General features: G+C 74.6%; 14 protein-coding genes. 7 read left to right on the forward strand and 7 right to left on the reverse strand.

Translation table 11 applies throughout. The features are described from left to right. Nucleotides 1-39: 39 nt before the first annotated feature. Complete coding sequence (locus IE219_RS09385) at nt 40-1,185, reverse strand: Rv2578c family radical SAM protein (RefSeq protein WP_189976134.1); 1,146 nt, start codon at nt 1,183-1,185, stop codon at nt 40-42. 182 nt (nt 1,186-1,367) lie between these two features. Between IE219_RS09385 and IE219_RS09390 the strand changes: the two genes are divergently transcribed. Both IE219_RS09390 and IE219_RS09395 read left to right on the forward strand, forming a co-directional pair. Further along, nucleotides 1,368-1,811, forward strand: a complete 444-nt coding sequence (locus tag IE219_RS09390; protein ID WP_189976135.1) for an SRPBCC family protein — start codon at nt 1,368-1,370, stop codon at nt 1,809-1,811. Between the two features lie 238 nt (nt 1,812-2,049). Beyond that, nucleotides 2,050-4,551 carry an MFS transporter gene (locus tag IE219_RS09395; protein ID WP_229849679.1) on the forward strand — a complete coding sequence of 834 codons (2,502 nt, stop codon included), beginning with the start codon at nt 2,050-2,052 and terminating at the stop codon, nt 4,549-4,551. 13 nt (nt 4,552-4,564) lie between these two features. Here IE219_RS09395 and IE219_RS09400 read toward each other — a convergent pair whose 3' ends face one another. Beyond that, the gene (locus IE219_RS09400; RefSeq protein WP_189976136.1) at nt 4,565-5,788 is read right to left on the reverse strand and encodes a hypothetical protein; all 1,224 of its coding nucleotides are present in this window, start codon (nt 5,786-5,788) and stop codon (nt 4,565-4,567) included. A gap of 169 nt (nt 5,789-5,957) precedes the next feature. Between IE219_RS09400 and IE219_RS09405 the strand changes: the two genes are divergently transcribed. Genes IE219_RS09405 through IE219_RS09420 form a run of 4 tightly spaced genes read left to right on the forward strand, consistent with a single transcriptional unit; the run spans nt 5,958 to nt 11,111 of the window. Continuing rightward, nucleotides 5,958-6,791 (forward strand): M55 family metallopeptidase, encoded by an 834-nt coding sequence (locus tag IE219_RS09405; RefSeq protein ID WP_189976137.1) that lies wholly within the window; start codon nt 5,958-5,960, stop codon nt 6,789-6,791. Next, complete coding sequence (locus IE219_RS09410; RefSeq protein WP_189976138.1) at nt 6,784-8,124, forward strand: M20/M25/M40 family metallo-hydrolase; 1,341 nt, start codon at nt 6,784-6,786, stop codon at nt 8,122-8,124. The genes IE219_RS09405 and IE219_RS09410 overlap by 8 nt, the downstream gene beginning before the upstream one ends. Before the next feature lie 33 nt (nt 8,125-8,157). Continuing rightward, on the forward strand, nt 8,158-10,158 hold the full coding sequence (locus tag IE219_RS09415; protein WP_189976139.1) for a S9 family peptidase: 2,001 nt from the start codon (nt 8,158-8,160) through the stop codon (nt 10,156-10,158). Further along, nucleotides 10,155-11,111, forward strand: coding sequence for a S66 peptidase family protein (locus IE219_RS09420; protein ID WP_189976140.1), 957 nt, complete (start codon nt 10,155-10,157; stop codon nt 11,109-11,111). The genes IE219_RS09415 and IE219_RS09420 overlap by 4 nt, the downstream gene beginning before the upstream one ends. An 87-nt stretch (nt 11,112-11,198) precedes the next feature. Here the strand turns inward: IE219_RS09420 and IE219_RS09425 are convergent, their stop codons facing one another. The 4 genes from IE219_RS09425 to IE219_RS09440 are packed head-to-tail and all read right to left on the reverse strand — an operon-like array spanning nt 11,199 to nt 16,579. Then, nucleotides 11,199-12,554 carry a cytosine permease gene (locus IE219_RS09425; protein ID WP_189976141.1) on the reverse strand — a complete coding sequence of 452 codons (1,356 nt, stop codon included), beginning with the start codon at nt 12,552-12,554 and terminating at the stop codon, nt 11,199-11,201. Between the two features lie 34 nt (nt 12,555-12,588). Further along, entirely contained in the window at nt 12,589-14,031 is a 1,443-nt protein-coding gene (locus IE219_RS09430) for a YlbE family protein (RefSeq protein WP_189976142.1), read from the reverse strand. After that, on the reverse strand, nt 14,028-15,578 hold the full coding sequence (gene fdrA, locus IE219_RS09435) for an acyl-CoA synthetase FdrA (protein ID WP_229849680.1): 1,551 nt from the start codon (nt 15,576-15,578) through the stop codon (nt 14,028-14,030). The genes IE219_RS09430 and fdrA overlap by 4 nt, the downstream gene beginning before the upstream one ends. Then, complete coding sequence (locus IE219_RS09440) at nt 15,575-16,579, reverse strand: oxamate carbamoyltransferase subunit AllH family protein (RefSeq protein WP_189976143.1); 1,005 nt, start codon at nt 16,577-16,579, stop codon at nt 15,575-15,577. The genes fdrA and IE219_RS09440 overlap by 4 nt, the downstream gene beginning before the upstream one ends. Nucleotides 16,580-16,715: 136 nt before the next feature. Here IE219_RS09440 and IE219_RS09445 point away from each other — a divergent pair, with 136 nt between their 5' ends. Next, the gene (locus IE219_RS09445) at nt 16,716-17,651 is read left to right on the forward strand and encodes a carbamate kinase (protein WP_189976144.1); all 936 of its coding nucleotides are present in this window, start codon (nt 16,716-16,718) and stop codon (nt 17,649-17,651) included. Between the two features lie 100 nt (nt 17,652-17,751). On the opposite strand, the gene IE219_RS09450 is transcribed toward IE219_RS09445, so the two are convergent. Then, nucleotides 17,752-18,453, reverse strand: a complete 702-nt coding sequence (locus IE219_RS09450) for a GntR family transcriptional regulator (RefSeq protein WP_189976145.1) — start codon at nt 18,451-18,453, stop codon at nt 17,752-17,754. Nucleotides 18,454-18,531 lie beyond the last annotated feature (78 nt).

Raw genomic sequence — 18,531 nt, forward strand, 5'->3', positions numbered from 1 at the left:
CCGCCGGACGACCCGAATGGCGGGCGCGGAGACGGCGCGTCAGGTGACTTTCCGGCGTGTCGGCACGGCCGGGCGCAGCCGGGTGGGCTGCGGCGGCACCCGCGGCCGGAGGACGTCGGACGGCGGGACGGCGCCGGGAGGCGGTACGGCCGCGGGGTGCTGGTGGGCGCCGGGCGGGTGGACCGGACCGGGCGGTGGGAGGGGAGCGGGCGGGGCCGGGGGAGCGCTCCGGTGGACCGGGCCGATGCCGAACTCGGCCGCCAGCTCGTGCACCTGACGGGTGATCCGGCGCTGGTACCAGTGCGGGGCGTAGGGACCGCTCCCGTACAGCCGCTCGTACCGGCCGAGCAGGCCCGGGTGGTGGCGGCCGAGCCACGCCGTGAACCACTCGCGGGCGCCGGGCCGCAGGTGCAGGACGAGCGGGGTGACGGAGACGGCGCCGGCCTCGGCGATGGCGCGGACGGTGGCCCGCAGCTGCTCGGGGGAGTCGCCGAGGAAGGGGACGACGGGGGCCATCAGGACCCCGCAGGGGATGCCGCGCGCGCCGAGGGCGCGGACCGCGTCCAGGCGGCGGTGCGGGGCGGGGGTGCCGGGCTCCAGGCCGCGCCACAGCGCCTCGTCGGTGAAGCCGACCGAGACGGAGACGCCGACCTCGGCCACCTCGGCGGCCTGGGCGAGCAGCTCCAGGTCGCGCAGGATCAGGGTGCCCTTGGTGAGCAGCGAGAAGGGGTTGGCCCGGTCCCGGAGCGCGGTCAGGATGCCGGGCATGAGACGGTAGCGTTCTTCCGCCTGCTGATAACAGTCGACGTCGGTGCCCATCGCGATGTGCGCGCCCTGCCAGCGGCTGGAGGCGAGCTGGCGGGCGAGCAGTTCGGGCGCGTTGACCTTGACCAGGATCTGGGTGTCGAAGCCGGGTCCGGTGTCGAGGCCGAGCCGGTCGTGGGACTTGCGGGCGAAACAGAAGACGCAGGCGTGCGCGCAGCCCCGGTAGGGGTTCACCGTCCACTCGTAGGGCATCCGGGAGGCCCCGGGCACCCGGTCGAGGACGGAGCGGGCCCGGATCTCGTGGAAGGTGGTGCCGTGGAAGCCGGGCGCGTCGAGGGTGCGGGCGGTGACCGCGTCGGTGCCGAACAGGGCGCGGACGGTGGGCGCGTACGGGGTGTCGTCCGGCTGTCGCGCGCGCATGGACGCCCCTCTCCCGGCCCGTGGGACGACCCGGCGGGCCACCCGTTCACCTGGTCGCCAAGAGAATAGAACAACTGTTCCCTTGATCGTCGCAACCCGGATTTCGCGCCCCGCCGCCCGCATGGTTCGCTAGGGCCGCACCCCTTGGGAACACGGAAGAACCACGAGCTGGAGGAGAAGCGATGGCGCAGGTCGAGGCCACGACGGAACGGATCATCGCGGCGGACGCGGAGACCGTCTTCGACACGCTGGCCGACTACAGCGGCGCGCGGGCGAAGCTGCTGCCCGAGCACTTCAGCGAGTACGAGGTCCGCGAGGGCGGCGACGGCGAGGGCACGCTCGTCCACTGGAAGCTCCAGGCCACCAGCAAGCGCGTCCGCGACTGCCTCCTCGACGTCACCGAGCCCACCGACGGGCAGCTCGTCGAGAAGGACCGCAACTCCTCCATGGTGACCACCTGGACCGTCACCCCGGCCGGCGACGGCAAGTCCCGCGCCGTCGTCACCACCGTCTGGAACGGCGCCGGCGGCGTCGGCGGCTTCTTCGAGCGGACCTTCGCCCCCAAGGGCCTCGCCCGGATCTACGACGCCGTGCTCGACAGGCTGGCCGCCGAGACGGAGAAGTAACGCCGGGGGCGTTCACCGATTCGGGTGGATTCCCCGCCGCCCCCGTACCGGCGCCCGGCGCGCCCGGGGGGCGCGGGGAGTTCCGCAAACGCGCTGATGAGCGCCCCAAGTGCGCCGCGTGCCGGGGCCGTTCACCGCCCCGTGCCCCACCGCCCGCCCGTACCGCCCGACTTGCTCCCGCTTCGCGCCCGATGCGAAGAATGGCCCGGCGCAGAGGCCGTGACGAGGGGAGCAGCACGTGGGTGCGATCACGCTGGTGAAGAACGCGGAAGGGGCGGAGGGGGAGGAGGGAGCGGCAGGCGCGGAAGGGACGGCGGCCCCCGAGGCGCCCGCCGCCGACGGACCGCCCGCCGACACCCCGGCCCCCGCCGGGACCCCGCTCGACCCCCGCCGCGTCCGGCTCGTCTTCTTCGGCCTCATGCTCGCGCTGCTCCTCGCCGCGCTGGAGCAGATGATCGTCGCCACCGCCCTGCCGAAGATCGTCGGCGAACTCCAGGGCCTCGACCGGATGTCCTGGGCGATCACCGCCTACCTGCTGACCTCCACCATCGGCCTGCCGGTCTACGGCAAGCTCGGCGACCTCCTCGGCCGCAAGCCCGTCTTCCTCTTCGCCATCGTCGTCTTCGTCATCGGCTCAGGACTCGCCGGCTGGTCGCGCACCATGGACCAGCTCATCGCCTTCCGCGCGGTCCAGGGCATCGGCGCCGGCGGCCTCATGATCGGCGTCCAGGCGATCATCGCCGACATCGTCCCGCCCCGCGAACGCGGCCGCTACATGGGCCTGATCGGCGCCGCCTTCGGCCTTGCCTCCGTCGCCGGACCCCTGCTCGGCGGCTTCTTCACCGACCACGTCTCGTGGCGCTGGTGCTTCTACTTCAACGTCCCCTTCGGGCTCGTCACCCTCGCCGTCGTCGCCGCCGTCCTCAAGCTCCCCAAGCCCGCCGTCCGCGCCCGCTTCGACGTCCTCGGCGCCCTGCTGCTCGCCGCCGCCTCCACCTGCCTGGTCCTGCTGACCAGCTGGGGCGGGACCGAGTACGCGTGGGGCGACCGGGTCATCATCGGCCTCGGCTGCGGCGCCGCGGGCGCCACCCTCCTCTTCCTCGTCGTCGAGCGCCTCGCGCCCGAACCCCTCATCCCGCTCCGCCTCTTCCGCGACCGGGTCTTCGCCGTCACCGCCCTCGTCGGCGCCGTCGTCGGCATCGCCCTCTTCGGCGCCGCCAGCTACCTGCCGAGCTTCCTCCAGATGGTCGAGGGCGCCACCGCCACCGAGTCCGGCCTCCTCATGCTGCCGCTCATGGGCGGGATCGTCGTCGCCTCCGTCGTCTCCGGCCAGCTCATCAGCCGCACCGGCCGCTACAAGATCTACCCGGTGATCGGCGCCGCCCTCGCCACCGCCGGGATGGCCCTGCTCTCCCGCATGGACATCGGCACGCCCCGCCTCACCCACAGCCTCTGGCAGGCCGTCCTCGGCACCGGCATCGGCCTGATCATGCCGGTCCTCATCCTCGCCGTGCAGAACAGCGTCCGCCCCGCCGACCTCGGCACCGCCACCAGCGCCCACAACTACTTCCGCCAGATCGGCGGCAGCGTCGGCGCCGCGATCTTCGGCACCCTCTTCGCCGCCCGCCTCGACGACGCCCTCGCCGAGCGGCTCCCGGCGCTCCCGCAGACCGGCGCCGCCCTGCCGCCCGCCGAGGCCATCACCCCGCAGACGGTGCACGCCCTGCCGCCCGCCCTGCGCGACCTCTACGTGCAGGCGTACGCGGACGCCATGCCGCGCATCTTCCTCTACCTCGTGCCGGTCCTCGTGCTCGGCCTCGTCCTCGCCTTCTTCCTCAAGGAGCAACCGCTGGTGTCCCACCACACCCCCGCCCCCGAGGCCACCGACCTCCCCCACGACCCCGGCACCCAGGGCCTCCAGGGCGTGCCGCAGGCCCGCCACGCCGACTTCGACCCCGCGCCCGCCCCCGCGCCGTCCCGGGGCGGCCTGCCGGTCTGCGGCACCGTCCGGCACCACGACGGCAGCCGCGTCCCGCGCGCCGCGCTCACCCTCATCGACGTCGGCGGCCGGCAGATCGGCCGGGGCGCCAGCGGCGAGGACGGCCGCTACGCGCTCAGCGTCCCCGGCGCGGGCTCGTACGTGCTCATCGCCGCGGCGGGCGGCCACCAGCCGCAGGCCGTCTCCGTCACCGTCGGCGACCGGCCGGTCGACCTCGACGTCGTCCTCGGCGGCGCCGGGCGCCTCGCGGGCTGCGTCCTCACCGCCGACGGCAGCCCCGTCCGGGACGCCGCCGTCACCCTCACCGACGTGCGCGGCGAGGTCGTCGCCTCCACCCGCAGCGGACGCGAGGGCGGGTACGTGATCACCGAACTGGTCGCCGGGGAGTACACCCTCGCCGCCAGCGCCCCCGCCTTCCGGCCCGCCGCCGTCCAGGTCAGCGTCCAGTCCTCCCGCGAGACCCGGCAGGACATCGAGCTCGCGGGCGGCGCCGTGCTGCGCGGCACCGTCCGGGCCGGCGGCGGGCGGCCCGTCGAGGACGCCCGCGTCACCCTCCTCGACGCCGCCGGGAACGTCGTCGACACCCTCACCACCGGCCCCGACGGCACCTTCCGCTTCGTCGACCTCTCCTCCGGCGAGTACACGGTCATCGCCGCCGGATACCCGCCCGTCGCCACCGTCCTCCAGGTGGCCGGCGGCGGCCGCACCGAACGCGACCTCCAGCTCGGCCACCAGGACTGACGGCCCGGACCCCTCAGGAGCCGGTCGGCGCCGCCTTGCGCAGCGCGGCGATGCAGCCGCCGATCGCCTCCTGGAGGGCCACGAGGCGCTGGAGCATGTCCTCCTCGTAGATCTCCTCCTCCATCACCTCGTCGAGGGTCAGCTCCTCGAAGACCTTCGTGGCCTTCTGGAGACTGCTGTAGAAACGGGTCCGGCGCTCCTGCACCCGCAGCGCCGGATCCTCCTCGACGGCCCGCGCCACCAGCCCCTTCACCGCCTCGTACGCCTCACCGGCCCACTCGCCGGCCTCCTCCGAGTCGTCCAGCTCGTCCAGCAGCGACAGATGCCGCTCGGCCTCCGCCCGGACCTCCGCCGGAGCCTCCACCGTCTGCCCCGCCGGCGTCTTGACCTGCCCGTTCTCCACGATCTGGCGGACGTAGCCGATCCGGTCGGCGACCTTCGCCTCGCTCGCCACCGCCTTCTTCAGGCCGTCGGTGCGCGCGATGGCCCGCGCCATCTCCGTCTGGAGCTCCGGGTCCTCCCGCATCCGGTCCAGCAGCGCCCCGCGCGCCGCCTCGGCCGTGCCCGGGTCGGCCAGGATCGCGGCCCGCAGCGCCGTCGGGTTCTCCGCCACCTCCAGTGCCTTCGTCGGCCGGATGCCCTCCGCCTCGGCCGCCGCGCTGATCGCCCGGCCGCGCACCGAGGACGCGCTGTTGCGGGAGGCGTAGTACGACAGCCACACGTCCGCGTCCGGCAGCTCGACGTCCGCGCCCGGCTCCAGCACCTCGAACTGCGGGACCAGACCGTCGTCGGCGGCCATGTCCCACGCCTTGTAGTGGCGCATCACCCGCTCCGGCGAGCACCCCGCCAGCGCGGCGAAGGCCCGCGCCGACACCTTCCGGGCCGCCGGTCCCTCGGCCGGCTGCCCGCCCGGCCGGACGCTGCGCGCCACCTTGAGCGCGAAGGCCCAGCCGCCGGTCCGGGCGTAGACGCCGAAGTCCCGGGCGTCGCGCACCACGACGGGATCGTGGTCGGCGGGGTCGGCCGCGTCGTCGGCCTCGTCCCCCGGATCGATCCCGGCGTCGGCCTCGGCCTCGGCGTCGGCTCCGGCGGGGGCGTCACCGGAGGCGCCGGTGTCGGTATCGGCGTCGACGCCGGTGACGTCCGCGTCGGCGGAGGGGGCGCCGTCGGGAACCCAGAAGTTCTCCTCCGGTCCGGCGGCGGGAGGGGTGGCGGACGGATCGAGGGCGAGGGTCACCGAGGCTCTCCGAAGGTCGGGTACGACGAACTGCGGCCGTCAGCCTATACGCACCTCTTGGCCTCGTTTGGGTCATATCGATGACCGGAAAAGCGTGCCCGTGGTCCCGCCCCGCGGCGGTTGTCCACAGGGGTGGTAGCGGCGGGCGACGGCGCGTACGGTGCCTCACATGAAGATCCTCATCAGCGCCGACATGGAGGGCGCGACCGGTGTGACCTGGCCCGCTGACGTGCTCCCCGGCACGCCCCAGTGGGAGCGCTGCCGCGCGTTCTTCACCTCGGACGTGAACGCGGCGGCGCTCGGCTTCTTCGACGGCGGCGCCGACGAGGTCCTCGTCAACGAGGCGCACTGGACCATGCGCAACCTCCTCCTGGAGCGGCTCGACGAGCGCGTCCAGATGCTCACCGGACGGCACAAGGCGCTCTCCATGGTCGAGGGCGTCCAGCACGGCGACGTCGACGCGATCGCCTTCGTCGGCTACCACACCGGCGCCGGAGCCGAGGGCGTCCTCGCCCACACCTACCTCGCCAACTCGATCACCGGCGTCTGGCTCGACGGCGTCAGAGCCGGTGAGGGCGTGCTCAACGCCCGGGTCGTCGCCGAGTACGGCGTCCCCGTCGTCCTCGTCACCGGCGACGACCTCACCTGCGAGGACGCCCTCGGATACGCCCCCGAGGCCCTCAAGGTCGCCGTCAAGGACCACGTCTCGCGGTACGCGGCGGTCTGCCGCACCCCCGCCCGCACCGCCGCCGACATCCGGGCCGCCGCCCGCGAGGCCACCGCCCTCGCCGGCCGCCGCGCGCCGGTCCACGCCGGACCCCACACGGTGGAGGTCGAGTTCGACGCCGAGCACCTGGGTGCCGCCGCCACGGTGGTTCCCGGCGTGGCGCGGAGCGGCGAGCGGCGCGTCGCCTACACCAGCGCGACCATGTACGAGGCGATCCGCACGTTCAAGGCGGTGACGACGATCGTCTCGTCCGCCGTGGAGGAGCAGTATGGCTAGCAGCACCACCCCCGCAGGACCCGACGCGCGGGCGCTCGACGAGGTCGTCGCCTTCACCTCGGACCTGATCCGCATCGACACGAGCAACCGGGGCGGCGGCGACTGCCGCGAGCGCCCCGCCGCCGAGTACGTCGCCGAACGGCTCGCCGACAGCGGCCTCGAACCGACCCTGCTGGAGCGCAGCCCCGGCCGGACCAACGTGGTCGCCCGCATCCCCGGCACCGACCCCACCGCCCCCGCCCTCCTCGTCCACGGCCACCTCGACGTCGTCCCCGCCGACCCCTCCGAGTGGACCGTCCACCCCTTCTCCGGCGAGGTCCGCGACGGCGTCGTCTGGGGCCGGGGCGCCGTCGACATGAAGAACATGGACGCGATGGTCCTCGCCGTCGCCCGCTCCTGGGCCCGCCAGGGCGTCCGGCCGCGCCGCGACATCGTCCTCGCCTACACCGCCGACGAGGAGGACAGCGCCGAGGACGGCTCCGGCTTCCTCGCCGACCGGCACGCCGTCCTCTTCGAGGGCTGCACCGAGGGCATCAGCGAATCCGGCGCCTACAGCTTCCACGCCCAGCCCGGCACCACGCTCTACCCCATCGGCGCGGGGGAGCGCGGCACCGCCTGGCTCAGGCTCACCGCCCGGGGCCGCGCCGGCCACGGCTCCAAGGTCAACGACGCCAACGCGGTCACCCGGCTTGCCGCCGCCGTCGCCCGCATCGGCGCCCACGAGTGGCCGATCCGGCTCACCGCCACCGTCCGCGCCGCCCTCACCGAACTCGCCGCCCTCCAGGGCATCGAGATCGACACCGCCGCCCCCGACCTCGACGTGCGGCTCCTCCTCGACAAGCTCGGCCCCGCCGCCGCCCTCGTCGAGGCCACCGTCCGCAACAGCAGCAACCCGACCATGCTCCAGGCCGGATACAAGTGCAACGTCATCCCCGGCCAGGCCGTCGCGTACGTCGACGGCCGGATGCTGCCCGGCGCCGAGGACGAGTTCGCCGCCACCCTCGACGAGCTCACCGGCCCCGACGTCGACTGGGAGTTCCACCACCGCGAGATCCCGCTCGAAGCACCCGTCGACTCCCCGACCTTCGCCAAGCTCCGCGCCGCCGTCGAGCGCTTCGACCCCGACGGCCGGGCCGTCCCCTTCACCATGTCCGGCGGCACCGACGCCAAGCAGTTCTCCCGCCTCGGCATCACCGGCTACGGCTTCTCGCCCGTGAAGCTGCCGCCCGGCCTCGACTACGGACGCCTCTTCCACGGCGTCGACGAGCGCATCCCCGTCGACGGCCTCCACTTCGGCGTCCGGGTCCTCGACCACTACCTGAAGAACGCCTGACCGACCGCACCGACCCCGGGGGGACACACGCACATGCAGCACCAGGCCGCCCATGGCAGCTGGGCCTCACCCGTCGACGCCGCCCTCGCCGCCGCCCACGACGGACGCCCCGACTTCCTCGGCACCGTCGGCGACGAGGTGTGGTGGACCGAGCCCCGCCCGGCCGAGGGCGGCCGCCGCGCCCTCGTCCGGCGGCACGCCGACGGCACCGCGCGGACCCTGCTGCCCCCGCCGTGGAACGTGCGCAGCCGGGTCCTCGAATACGGCGGCCGACCCTGGGCCGCCCTCGACCGGCCCGGCACCGGACCGCTCGCCGTCTTCTGTCACTTCCCCGACCAGCGGCTCTACGCGTACGAGCCGGACGCGGGACCGGACGCCGCGCCCCGCCCGCTCACCCCCGTCTCCCCGGTCGGCGGCGGCCTGCGCTGGTCCGACCCGCTGCCGGTGCCCGCGCTCGGCGAGGTCTGGTGCGTCCTGGAGGAGTACACCGGACCGGGCCCCGGCGACGTCCGCCGCGTCCTGGCCGCCGTCCCCCTCGACGGCTCCGCCGCCGAGGACCGCGCGGCCGTCCGCGAACTCTCCGACGGCCGCCACCGCTTCGTCACCGGACCACGGCTCTCCCCGGACGGCCGGCACGCCGTCTGGCTCGGCTGGGACCACCCCCGGATGCCCTGGGACGGCACCGAGGCGATCCTCGCCGACGTCACCCCCGACGGCCGCCTGGAGAACGCCAGGACCGTCGCCGGCGGGCCGGAGGAATCCGTGCCGCAGGCCGACTGGGACGCGGCCGGCCGGCTCCTCCTCGCCTCCGACCGCGGCGGCTGGTGGAACCTCTACCGCGCCGAACTCGCCGCCGACGGCACCCTCGGCCCGGCCCGCGCCCTCTGCCCCCGCGAGGAGGAGTTCGCCGGACCGCTCTGGCAGACCGGACTCACCTGGTTCCGCGCCCTCGACAGCGGACCCGTCGCCGTCCTGCACGGGCGCGGCGACGCCGTCCTCGGCCTCCTCGACCCCGAGACCGGCACCCTCGCCGACGCCCCCGGCCCCTGGACCGCCTGGTCCCCGACCCTCGCCGCGCACGGCACCCGGGTGTACGGCGTCGCCGCCGGGATCCACCGGGGCGCCGAGATCGTCGAACTCGACACCGCCACCGGCCGCACCCGTGTCGTCGGCTCCCCGCACACCGACCCCGTCGACCCCGCCCACTACCCCGAGTCCACCGCCCGCGTCTTCACCGGCCCCGGCGGCCGCGAGGTCCACGCCCACGTCCACCCGCCCCGCAACCCCGCCTTCACCGGCCCCGAAGGCGCCCTCCCGCCCTACGTCGTCCACGCCCACGGCGGCCCCACCGGCCACGCCGCCCTCGTCCTCGACCTGGAGATCGCCTACTTCACCTCCCGGGGCATCGGCGTCGTCGAGGTGAACTACGGCGGCTCCACCGGCTACGGCCGCGCCTACCGGGAGCGGCTGCGCGGCGAGTGGGGCGTGGTCGACGTCGAGGACTGCGCCGCCGTCGCCCTCGCCCTCGCCGCCGAGGGCACCGCCGACCCGGCCCGGCTCGCCGTGCGCGGCGGCAGCGCCGGCGGCTGGACCAGCGCCGCCTCCCTCGTCCGCACCGACGTCTACGCCTGCGGCACGATCATCTACCCCGTCCTCGACCTGAAGGGCTGGGCCACCGGCGAGACCCACGACTTCGAGTCCCGCTACCTCGACGGGCTCGTCGGCCCCCTCGACGAGGTCCCCGAGCGGTACGCGGAGCGCTCGCCGATCGAGCACGTCGACCGGATCACCGCCCCCTTCCTGCTCCTCCAGGGCCTCGACGACGTTATCTGCCCGCCCGCCCAGGCCGAGCGCTTCCTCGCCCGCACCGCCGGCCGGGGCGTCCCGCACGCCTACCTCTCCTTCCCCGGCGAGGGCCACGGCTTCCGCGGCGCCGACACCATGGTCCGCGCCCTGGAGGCCGAACTCGCCCTCTACGCCAGAGTGTTCGGCTTCGACCGGCCGGACGTGCCGGAGCTGGAGCTGCGCACGTGACCGCCGCGGTGCCCGCCCTGGTCCGGCCCGGCCGGCTGCGGCCCGGCGACCGCGTCGCCGTCGTCGCCCCCTGCGGTCCCGTCGCCGAGGACCGGCTGCTCGCCGGGCTCGGCCACCTGCGGGAGTGGGGCCTCGACCCGGTCGTCGCCCCGCACGTCCTCGACACCCATCCGCTGGGCCACCTCGCGGGCGCCGACCGGGACCGCGCCCGCGACCTGACGGAGGCGTACGCGGACCCCTCCGTCGCCGCCGTCCTCTGCGCGCGCGGCGGCTACGGCGCCCAGCGCATGGTGGACCTGGTCGACTGGGCCGCCGTCCGGGCGGCCGGGCCCAAGCCCTTCGTCGGCTTCAGCGACGTCACCGTCCTGCACGAGGCGTTCGCCCGGCGCGCCGGGTTCGCCACCCTGCACGGGCCGATGACCGCGACCGCCTCCTTCCTCGACGAGCCGGCCGCCCGGGAGTCCCTGCGGGCCGCGCTCCTCGCGCCGGAGACGGTGCGGGCCCTGGGCCGGGGCCGGGCGCTGGTGCCGGGCCGGGCGGAGGGGGTGACCCTGGGCGGCTGCGCCAGCCTCCTCGCCGCCGAGCTGGGCACCCCGCACGCCCGGCCGTCCGCCGCGGGCGGGCTGCTGCTCCTGGAGGACGTGGGGGAGGAGCCGTACCGCCTGGACCGCGTCCTCACCCAGCTGCTCCGCTCCGGCTGGCTGGACGGGGTCGCCGGGATCGCCCTCGGCTCCTGGGCGGAGTGCGGGCCCTACGAGGAGGTGCGGGCGCTCCTCGCCGACCGGCTCGGCGGGCTCGGCGTCCCGGTGGTGGAGGAGCTGGGCTTCGGCCACGGGCCCGGTGCCCTCACCGTTCCGCTCGGGGTCCCCGCCGTGCTCGACGCCGACGCGGGGACCCTCGCCCCGGCCGCCCCGGACCCGGACGGGACGGGCCCGCACGGGGCGGGGCGGTGAGGATCGGAGCCGTACGGGATCGGGGGAAAGGGAGTGCCCCCGGCCCGGACGGGGGACGGGGGCACTCGGCGGCCGGGGAGGCGGGGCTCAGGCCGCCGCGACCCCGGCCCGCGGGAGGGCCCGCTCCAGGACGGCGTACGCGGCGATCGCGACGACCAGGCCGGTGACGGCGTCCGAGAGCTGGGGGGCGAACCAGTGGGCGATGCCCGCGCCCGCCGCGCCGACGGCCCAGGCGAGGAAGGCGGTGGGCCGGACCTTCGCGGTGGGGCGGCGGTCCATGGCGCCCCGGCCGCCCCGGGCGAAGAACTGGTCGGCGATGAGCACGCCGCCCAGCGGCGGGACGAAGACGCTCAGGACGACCAGCCAGTCCAGGAAGTGGTTCCAGACGCCCGCGAGCGCGGCGAGCGTGCCGATGAGGCCGAGGACCACCGTCATCAGCCGCATGGTGCGGCCGGTCAGGTGGGACCAGCCCAGCGCGCCGTTGTACAGGCAGTGGCTGCACACCGAGCCGAGGTTGACGAAGACGAAGACCGCCGCCAGCACGTCGAGCGCCGAGGAGCCCTCGCCGGTGAGGATCGGCAGGAAGTCGCCGCCCGCCGTGGCCGGCAGGGCGACCGCGCCCGCCGCGACCACCAGACCGCCGGTGACCTGGGCGATGACGCTGGCCACCGGGAAGGCGCTGACGGTGGCGAGGACGGCCTGCCGGCCGTTCTTCGACCAGCGGGTGAAGTCGGCGGTCATGGTGCCGGAGTCCGCGAAGGTCGCCATGATCATGGAGATCGCGGCGCCGAAGGTGAGCGTGGCGTCGCCGCCCACGCCCTGGTACGAGAAGACCGCGCCGAGGTCGTGGTCCTTCGCGGCGATGATCAGGGCGGCGCCGCCGGCGATGACGAAGAGCGGGGCGGCGACCGCGCCCAGCCACGACAGCGCCCTGATGCCCAGATAGGTCAGGGCGATGAAGCCGAGGCCGGCGAGGACCGCGACGAGCCGCTCGTGCCAGCCGAACGCCTTGTGCAGGGTGGCGCCGGTGGCGCCGGTGTTGAAGGCGAACCAGCCGACCACGATGGTGGCGAGGAACGCCGAGGCGACGATGTAGCCGGTCCGGCCGAAGGTGCGGGTGGCCTGGAGCGAGAAGCTCTCGCCGCTGCTGCCCGCGCGGTGGCTGAGGACGCCGACGTACAGGAGCATCACCAGGTTGGCGACCGCGATGGCGGCCAGCCCCCGCCAGAAGCCCAGGAGCGCGACGACCACGCCGCCCGGGACGGCGTTGGTCAGGATCATGGGGAATCCGAACCAGACCGCCGAGACGGTCAGGAGCGACTTGCGGCTGCCGGCCGGGACGGGGCCGTGCTCGAACTCCGAGTCGGGTTCGAGGCCGGTCGGGGAGTCCTGCTCCCCGCCGGCCCCCGCGGGGTCCGCCGCGGGGGTGCGCTGTGTGTTCATCGTTTCTGCGGGTTTCCGGGAGGGCCGTCGCGGATCAGGCGAGGGCGGCGGCGAGGGCGGTGGCTGCCTTGGTGAACGCCTCGGCGGGCGGGTGCGTGATCCCGGCGCCGATCATGCCGATGCCGGCTTCCCTGTGGGCGATGGCCGTGTTGATGACCGGGAGGATGCCGGTGTCGATGACCTTGCGGACGTCGATGCCGGTCGGGATGCCCTGGAAGTCGAGCGCGGGGATGGTGACGTTGGGGTTTCGGGCGGTGGTGATCTCGCCCATGTCCCGGGTGTAGCCCATGGCGTCGGCCACGGTGCCGCCGACGAGGGCGACGATGGCCGGGGCCGCCGACATGGCGAAGCCGCCGAAGCCGTAGGTCTCGGTGATGGCGCTGTCGCCGATGTCGAGGCCGGAGTCCTCGGGCTTGTAGCCGGCGAACATCGGGCCGACGACCCGCTGGGCCGGGCCGGTGAACCACTGGCCGGGCAGACCGGCGACGCGGATGCCGAACTCGACGCCGTTGCGGGCCATGGTGGTGACGACGGTGGAGTCCGCGACGCCGTTGGCGGCGTCGAGGGCGGCCTTGGCCATCGCCATCCAGGTCGGGCCGGAGAAGTAGTCGGAGGACGCGACGAAGTCGAAGACCTCCTTCTTCTGCTCGGTCGTGAAGGACGACCGGAGCAGGCCCGGGGCGAGCGCCTGGAAGAGGAGCAGGGTGCCGGCGCCGTTGCGGTTGTGGCACTCGTCGCCCATGTGGAGGGCCTGGGAGAGCAGCAGGCGCAGGTCGACGGGGCCGGTGAACTCGACGGCCTCCTTCAGCATCGGGCCGAAGACGTCCCGCATCCAGACCAGGCGGTCGATGACGCTCTGGTCGTTGGCGCCCATCCGCAGGATCTTCGCCATCTGCTCGGACAGGTTGGTGAAGGCGGTGTTGCCGTGCGTCTCGTTGCGCACGATGTGCACGTACATCGACGCGGAGGTCACGCCGGCCATCGAGCCGACGGAGTCCGCCTCGTGGCAGGGCTTGAAGGTGATCCGGCCGGAGGCGGCGACCTCGGCGGCCTCCTCCAGGTCCTTCGCCAGGCCCTCGAAGACGATCGCGCCGGTGACGGCGCCCTTCATCGGGCCGTTCATGTCCTCCCAGGCGATGGGCGGGCCCGAGTGGAGGATGGTGGTCGGGGTCATGCCGGGGACCACGTCGAGGGCGCGGTCGAAGCCGACGAGCATCGGGCGGGCGGCCATGACGCGCTCGACGGCCTCGGCGTTGGCGGCCTCGATCCGCTCGGCGACCCCGGCCCGCTCCAGGGCGTCGAGGGCGCGGACGGCGTCGGCGTTGCCGCCGCCGGGCGGGGTCCAGTCCAGGGTGGAGACCTGGGCGCCCTGGGCCGCGATGTCCGCGTCGAACAGGGCGAGGCCGACGTTGACGACGCTCAGGTCGGAGGCGAACAGCCGGGCGGCCGGGGTGGGTTCGGTGTTCTCGGTGCTCATGCCTGTGCCTTCTTCGCGATCTCGCGGGCGAACCGGCCCGTCTCGGTGGAGCTGAGGGTGACGGTGACGCCCGCGGCGCGCAGGGCGTCGCTCTGGGCGACGACCGACGGGGTGTCCAGGTCGGTGCCGAGGACGTACGCGACGATCTCCAGGTGGCGGCCGGCCTCCCGGGCGATCCGCCGGGCCTCCCGGAGGGCGGGCAGGGTGGTGCCGACCGGGTCCTCGTGGGAGCCGAAGCCGAGGACGAAGTCCAGGACGATCGCGGCGACCTCGGGGTCCCCGGCCTCCTCGACGATCCGCTCGATGCGCAGGGCGGGGTCGATCATCGGGTGCGGACGGCCGTTGGTGAAGTCGTCGTCGCCGAAGTCGAGGAAGGTGTGGCCGCGCGAGGCGGAGCCGGCCGGGAGGCGGAAGCCGGGGTCCTTCTGGATGTTCGACCACACGTCGAGCCCGGCGTCGCGGACGGCGTACATGGTCTCGTCGCAGAGGGTGCCGCCGCAGAACAGGCCGCGGACGTACTTCTGGCCCTCGGCGAGGCGGGCGACGACCTCGGCGGCGGCCGCCCCGGCGTCGAACTCCTCGACGGCGGGGCCGGTGATCCCGGCGAGTTCGACGGCCTTGCGGGCGGCCTGGAGGCTGTCGGCGGCGAAGTGGCCGCCGGCGGCGGTGACCGCCTCCTCGGAGCCGTCGATGAACCAGACGACGACCGGCTTGCCGGCGGCGGCGACCTCGGCGAGGACCTTCTTCTCGACCGAGGCGGCCGGCGGCTTGGAGACCAGGACGATGACGTCGGTGGCCGGGTCGGCGGCGAGGGCGCGGATGCCGTCGACCATCATGATGCCGCCGACCCGCTCGGACAGGTCGCGGCCGCCGGTGCCGATGAGCTGCGAGACGCCGCCGCCGAGCGCGTGGACGCGGACGGAGACCTCCTGCGAGCCGGTGCCGGAGGCGGCGACGATGCCGACGGAGCCGGGGCGGACCTTGTTGCCGAAGCAGAGCGCGACGTTGTTGATGATCGCGGTGCCGCAGTCCGGGCCCATCATGAACAGGCCCTTGTCGTGGGCGAGGTTCTTGAGCGCGATCTCGTCCTCGACGGCGACGTTGTCGCTGAACATCATCACGTGCAGGCCGCTTTCGAGGGCCTTGCGGGCCTCGCGGGCGGCGTACGCGCCGTTCACGGCGATCACGGCGAGGTTGGCGCCCTCGATGCCGGCGGCGGCGGAGGCGACGGTCCGGTAGGTGACCTCGGCGGCGCCGGCGGAGGCGGGGGCCTTGCGGGTCAGCAGGTCCTCGACCTCGGCGAGCAGCGCCTCGGTGTCGGAGCCGTCCGCGGCCACCACCACGATCATGAGGTCGCCGCTCTCGGCGGCCCGCAGCTCGTCGGTGAGCAGGCCCAGGTTCTCCAGCACCCCCTTGTTCATCTCGGTGCCCATGGCGGTGAACGCCTGCTCCACCCCGTCCAGGCCGTTGGCCTTGGTCGAGACGGACATCAGGGACACGGAGTCGAAGTACGTGTTCTTTCGTACGACGGCTGTGGTGGTACTCACAGCGGACCTCGCAGTTCTTCTTCCAGACGGAGCCCGGCCACCAGGCCGGACAGAAGGTCCCCGCCCGAGCTGTGGCCGATGGCCAGCACCTCGCGGACGGAAGCGTGGAGTTCCCCGGGGCGGGGTCCGCCGCCGGGGGTGGCGGCGGGGGCCGTGCCGGGCCGGGGGCCGGTGGCGGCGGGGCCGGCGCCGGTGGGGTTCCCGTGCGCCAGCAGGGCGACCAGGCCGAGGAGTTCGGAGCGGACCCGGCCCTCGGCGGCCTCGCTCAGGGTGGCGAGGGAGAGGGCCGTGGTCCGGTCGCCCCGGACGGCGAGGAGGTCGCGCAGCAGCGGCGGGAAGCCGTCGAGCCGGCTGCCGGGGAGGGCGGCGACGAGGACGAGGCCGGTGAGGAAGTCGTCCCCGGCGGGGGTGAGGCCGGGGCCCAGGCCGAGGAGGGCGAGGACGCCGTCCCGGGTCCGCTCCTCCTCGCCGGTCCGCAGGCCCGCGAGGAGGAGGTCCCGGCCGGTGTGCAGGGCGCGCACGACGGCGGCCTCCATCGGGCCGGCGCCGGGGCGGGCGCCGAGCATGCCGCCGAGCGGGCCGTGGACGCGGCAGATCCGTGCGACGGCGTCGGCGGCGCGGGCGAGGGCGCCCGGGGGGAGCGGGGCGAGGGAGGGGGCGGCGGGACGCCAGGCGCGCGCCCCGGCGGTGGCCAGGCGCAGCGGACGGCGGAGGGCCGGGGAGCGGTCGAGCGCGATGTTCCCGGTCGCGAACGTCACACCCAGGCCGGCGCCCAGTTGGTATGCCGACCAGGCGGCGACGTCGGCGACCAGGGTGCGGGGCGCGTCGCCGGAACCGCGGGCGGCGAGGGCGATCAGCGTCCCGCCGGGCGTCAGCAGGTTCACCACGCGGGTGAAGACCGAGTGGACGGAACCCGTGCCCCGCAAGGAGGACAGCAGGTCGAGCAGGCGGCCGTCGCCGGAGAGCACCGGGATCGAGGGGGCGCCGATGGGGTCCTCCACCTCGTCCTCCTCGTCCTGTGGCTGTCGTACGACCGTCGCGCGGTCGGCGCGGTCGGCGGTACTCCTTCCGGTGTACCTCTATTGGTATACCATTCTGAGTCCCATAAGCGAACGCAAGAGTCACAAGGGAAAACGCATGCGCATCGTCGTCGCACTCGGAGGAAACGCCCTCGCCCGCCGCGGGGAGCCCATGACCGCCGACCGGCTGCGCGCCAACGTGCGGGGCGCCTGCCAGGCCCTCGCCGGGCTGGCCCGCGAGCACGAGGTCGTCATCACCCACGGCAACGGCCCGCAGGTCGGCCTCCTCGCCCTCCAGAACCTCGCCTACCAGGACGTCGCGGCCTACCCGCTGGACATCCTCGGCGCCGAGACCCAGGGCATGATCGGCTACGTCATCCAGCAGGAGCTGTCCAACGCCCTGGCGGGTGAGCGCGAGGTCGCCGCGGTCCTCACCACCACCGAGGTCGACGAGGCCGACCCGGCCTTCGAGCGCCCGACCAAGCTCATCGGCCCGACCTACTCGGCGCGGGACGCCGCCGAAGCCGCCGCCGAGTACCGGTGGACGATCGCCCGTGACGGCGGCGCCTTCCGCCGGGTGGTGCCGTCCCCCGAGCCGCTGCGCGTCATGCAGGCCCCGCTGGTCTCCCGCCTGCTCGACGGCGGCACCCTCGTCGTCTGCGTGGGCGGCGGCGGCGTACCGGTGCGCACCGACTCCAAGGGCCGCCAGATCGGCATGCAGGCCGTCGTCGACAAGGACGCCGCCAGCGCCGCGCTCACCGCCGACCTGAACGCCGACATGCTGATCATGCTGACCGACGGTGACTTCGTCAGCCAGGACTGGGGCACGCCCGAGCAGCGGGACATCCTCACCGCCTCGCCCGAGGGCCTGGCCGAACTCGCCTTCGCCGAGGGCTCGATGAAGCCGAAGGTGGACGCCGCGATCCGCGTCGCCCGGGCCGGCGGCCGTACCCTCATCGGCCCGCTGGAGCGCCTCGACGACCTGATGGAGCGCCGGGTCGGCACCGAGATCCGCGCCGACGTCCCGGGCGGCGTCGTCTACGTCGGTGAGTGACGGACGCGCCTAGATCGTTTGGTATGCCATTCTCCGGCCGGTCCGTATGCCGGAACCCCCGGCCGTTCACGGGTACGAGCGGGGAGCCCCGTCCTCCCGTCTACCCGGACCCGGACCCGGACCCGGACCCGGTTCCGGACTCCGCCTCCGTCTCGGGCGCCGTACGGAACTGATGCGCGGTCGCCTCGCTCCGGCTGGTCTCCAGGTGACGCAGGGCCAGCTTCTCGACCCGCTCCACGTCCCGCGCCTCGATGCACCGGTAGAGCTCCTCGTGCTCCTCGGCGACGGCGGCGAAGGCGTCGTGCTGCCCCAGCAGCCAGCGCATCCGGCTGCTCAGCGTCGAGTTCAACTCGCTGAGCAGCACGTTGTCGGCGAGCTCGGTCACCGTCTCGTGGAAGTCGGCCGCCGCCCGCCGGGCGGCCGGCCCGTCGCCCCGGGCGGCGGCGGCCAGTTCGGCGTCGAGGTCGGCGCGGAGTCTGGCGAGCCCGGCCCGGGTGCGGCGCTGCGCGGCCAGCCGGAACCCGAGGACCTCCAGGGCGGACCGGACGTCCACGAGGTCGGCGATGTCGGAGGGAGAGAACTCGCGGACCACGGCCCAGGTGCGCGGGCGGGGCGTCACGAGCCCCTCGGCGACCAGGTCCCGCAGGGCGTCGCGGACGGGCAGCCGGCTCACGTTCAGCTCGGCCGCGATCTCGCGCTCCACCAGCTTGCTGCCGGGTGCCCGGGTTCCGTCGATGATCTGGTCGCGCAGCGTGCGCGTGACCCGCTCCGATTCGGGTTTGAACTCCTCAGCACCTGTCATGCGGTCATTCTTCCACCGGTCCGCCGCCGCACCGGCCGCCACCTGCCCGTCCGTCCCCGTCGCGCCCCCTCCGGCGGA

The organism is Streptomyces termitum, assembly GCF_014650175.1.
Lineage (GTDB): Bacteria > Actinomycetota > Actinomycetes > Streptomycetales > Streptomycetaceae > Streptomyces > Streptomyces termitum.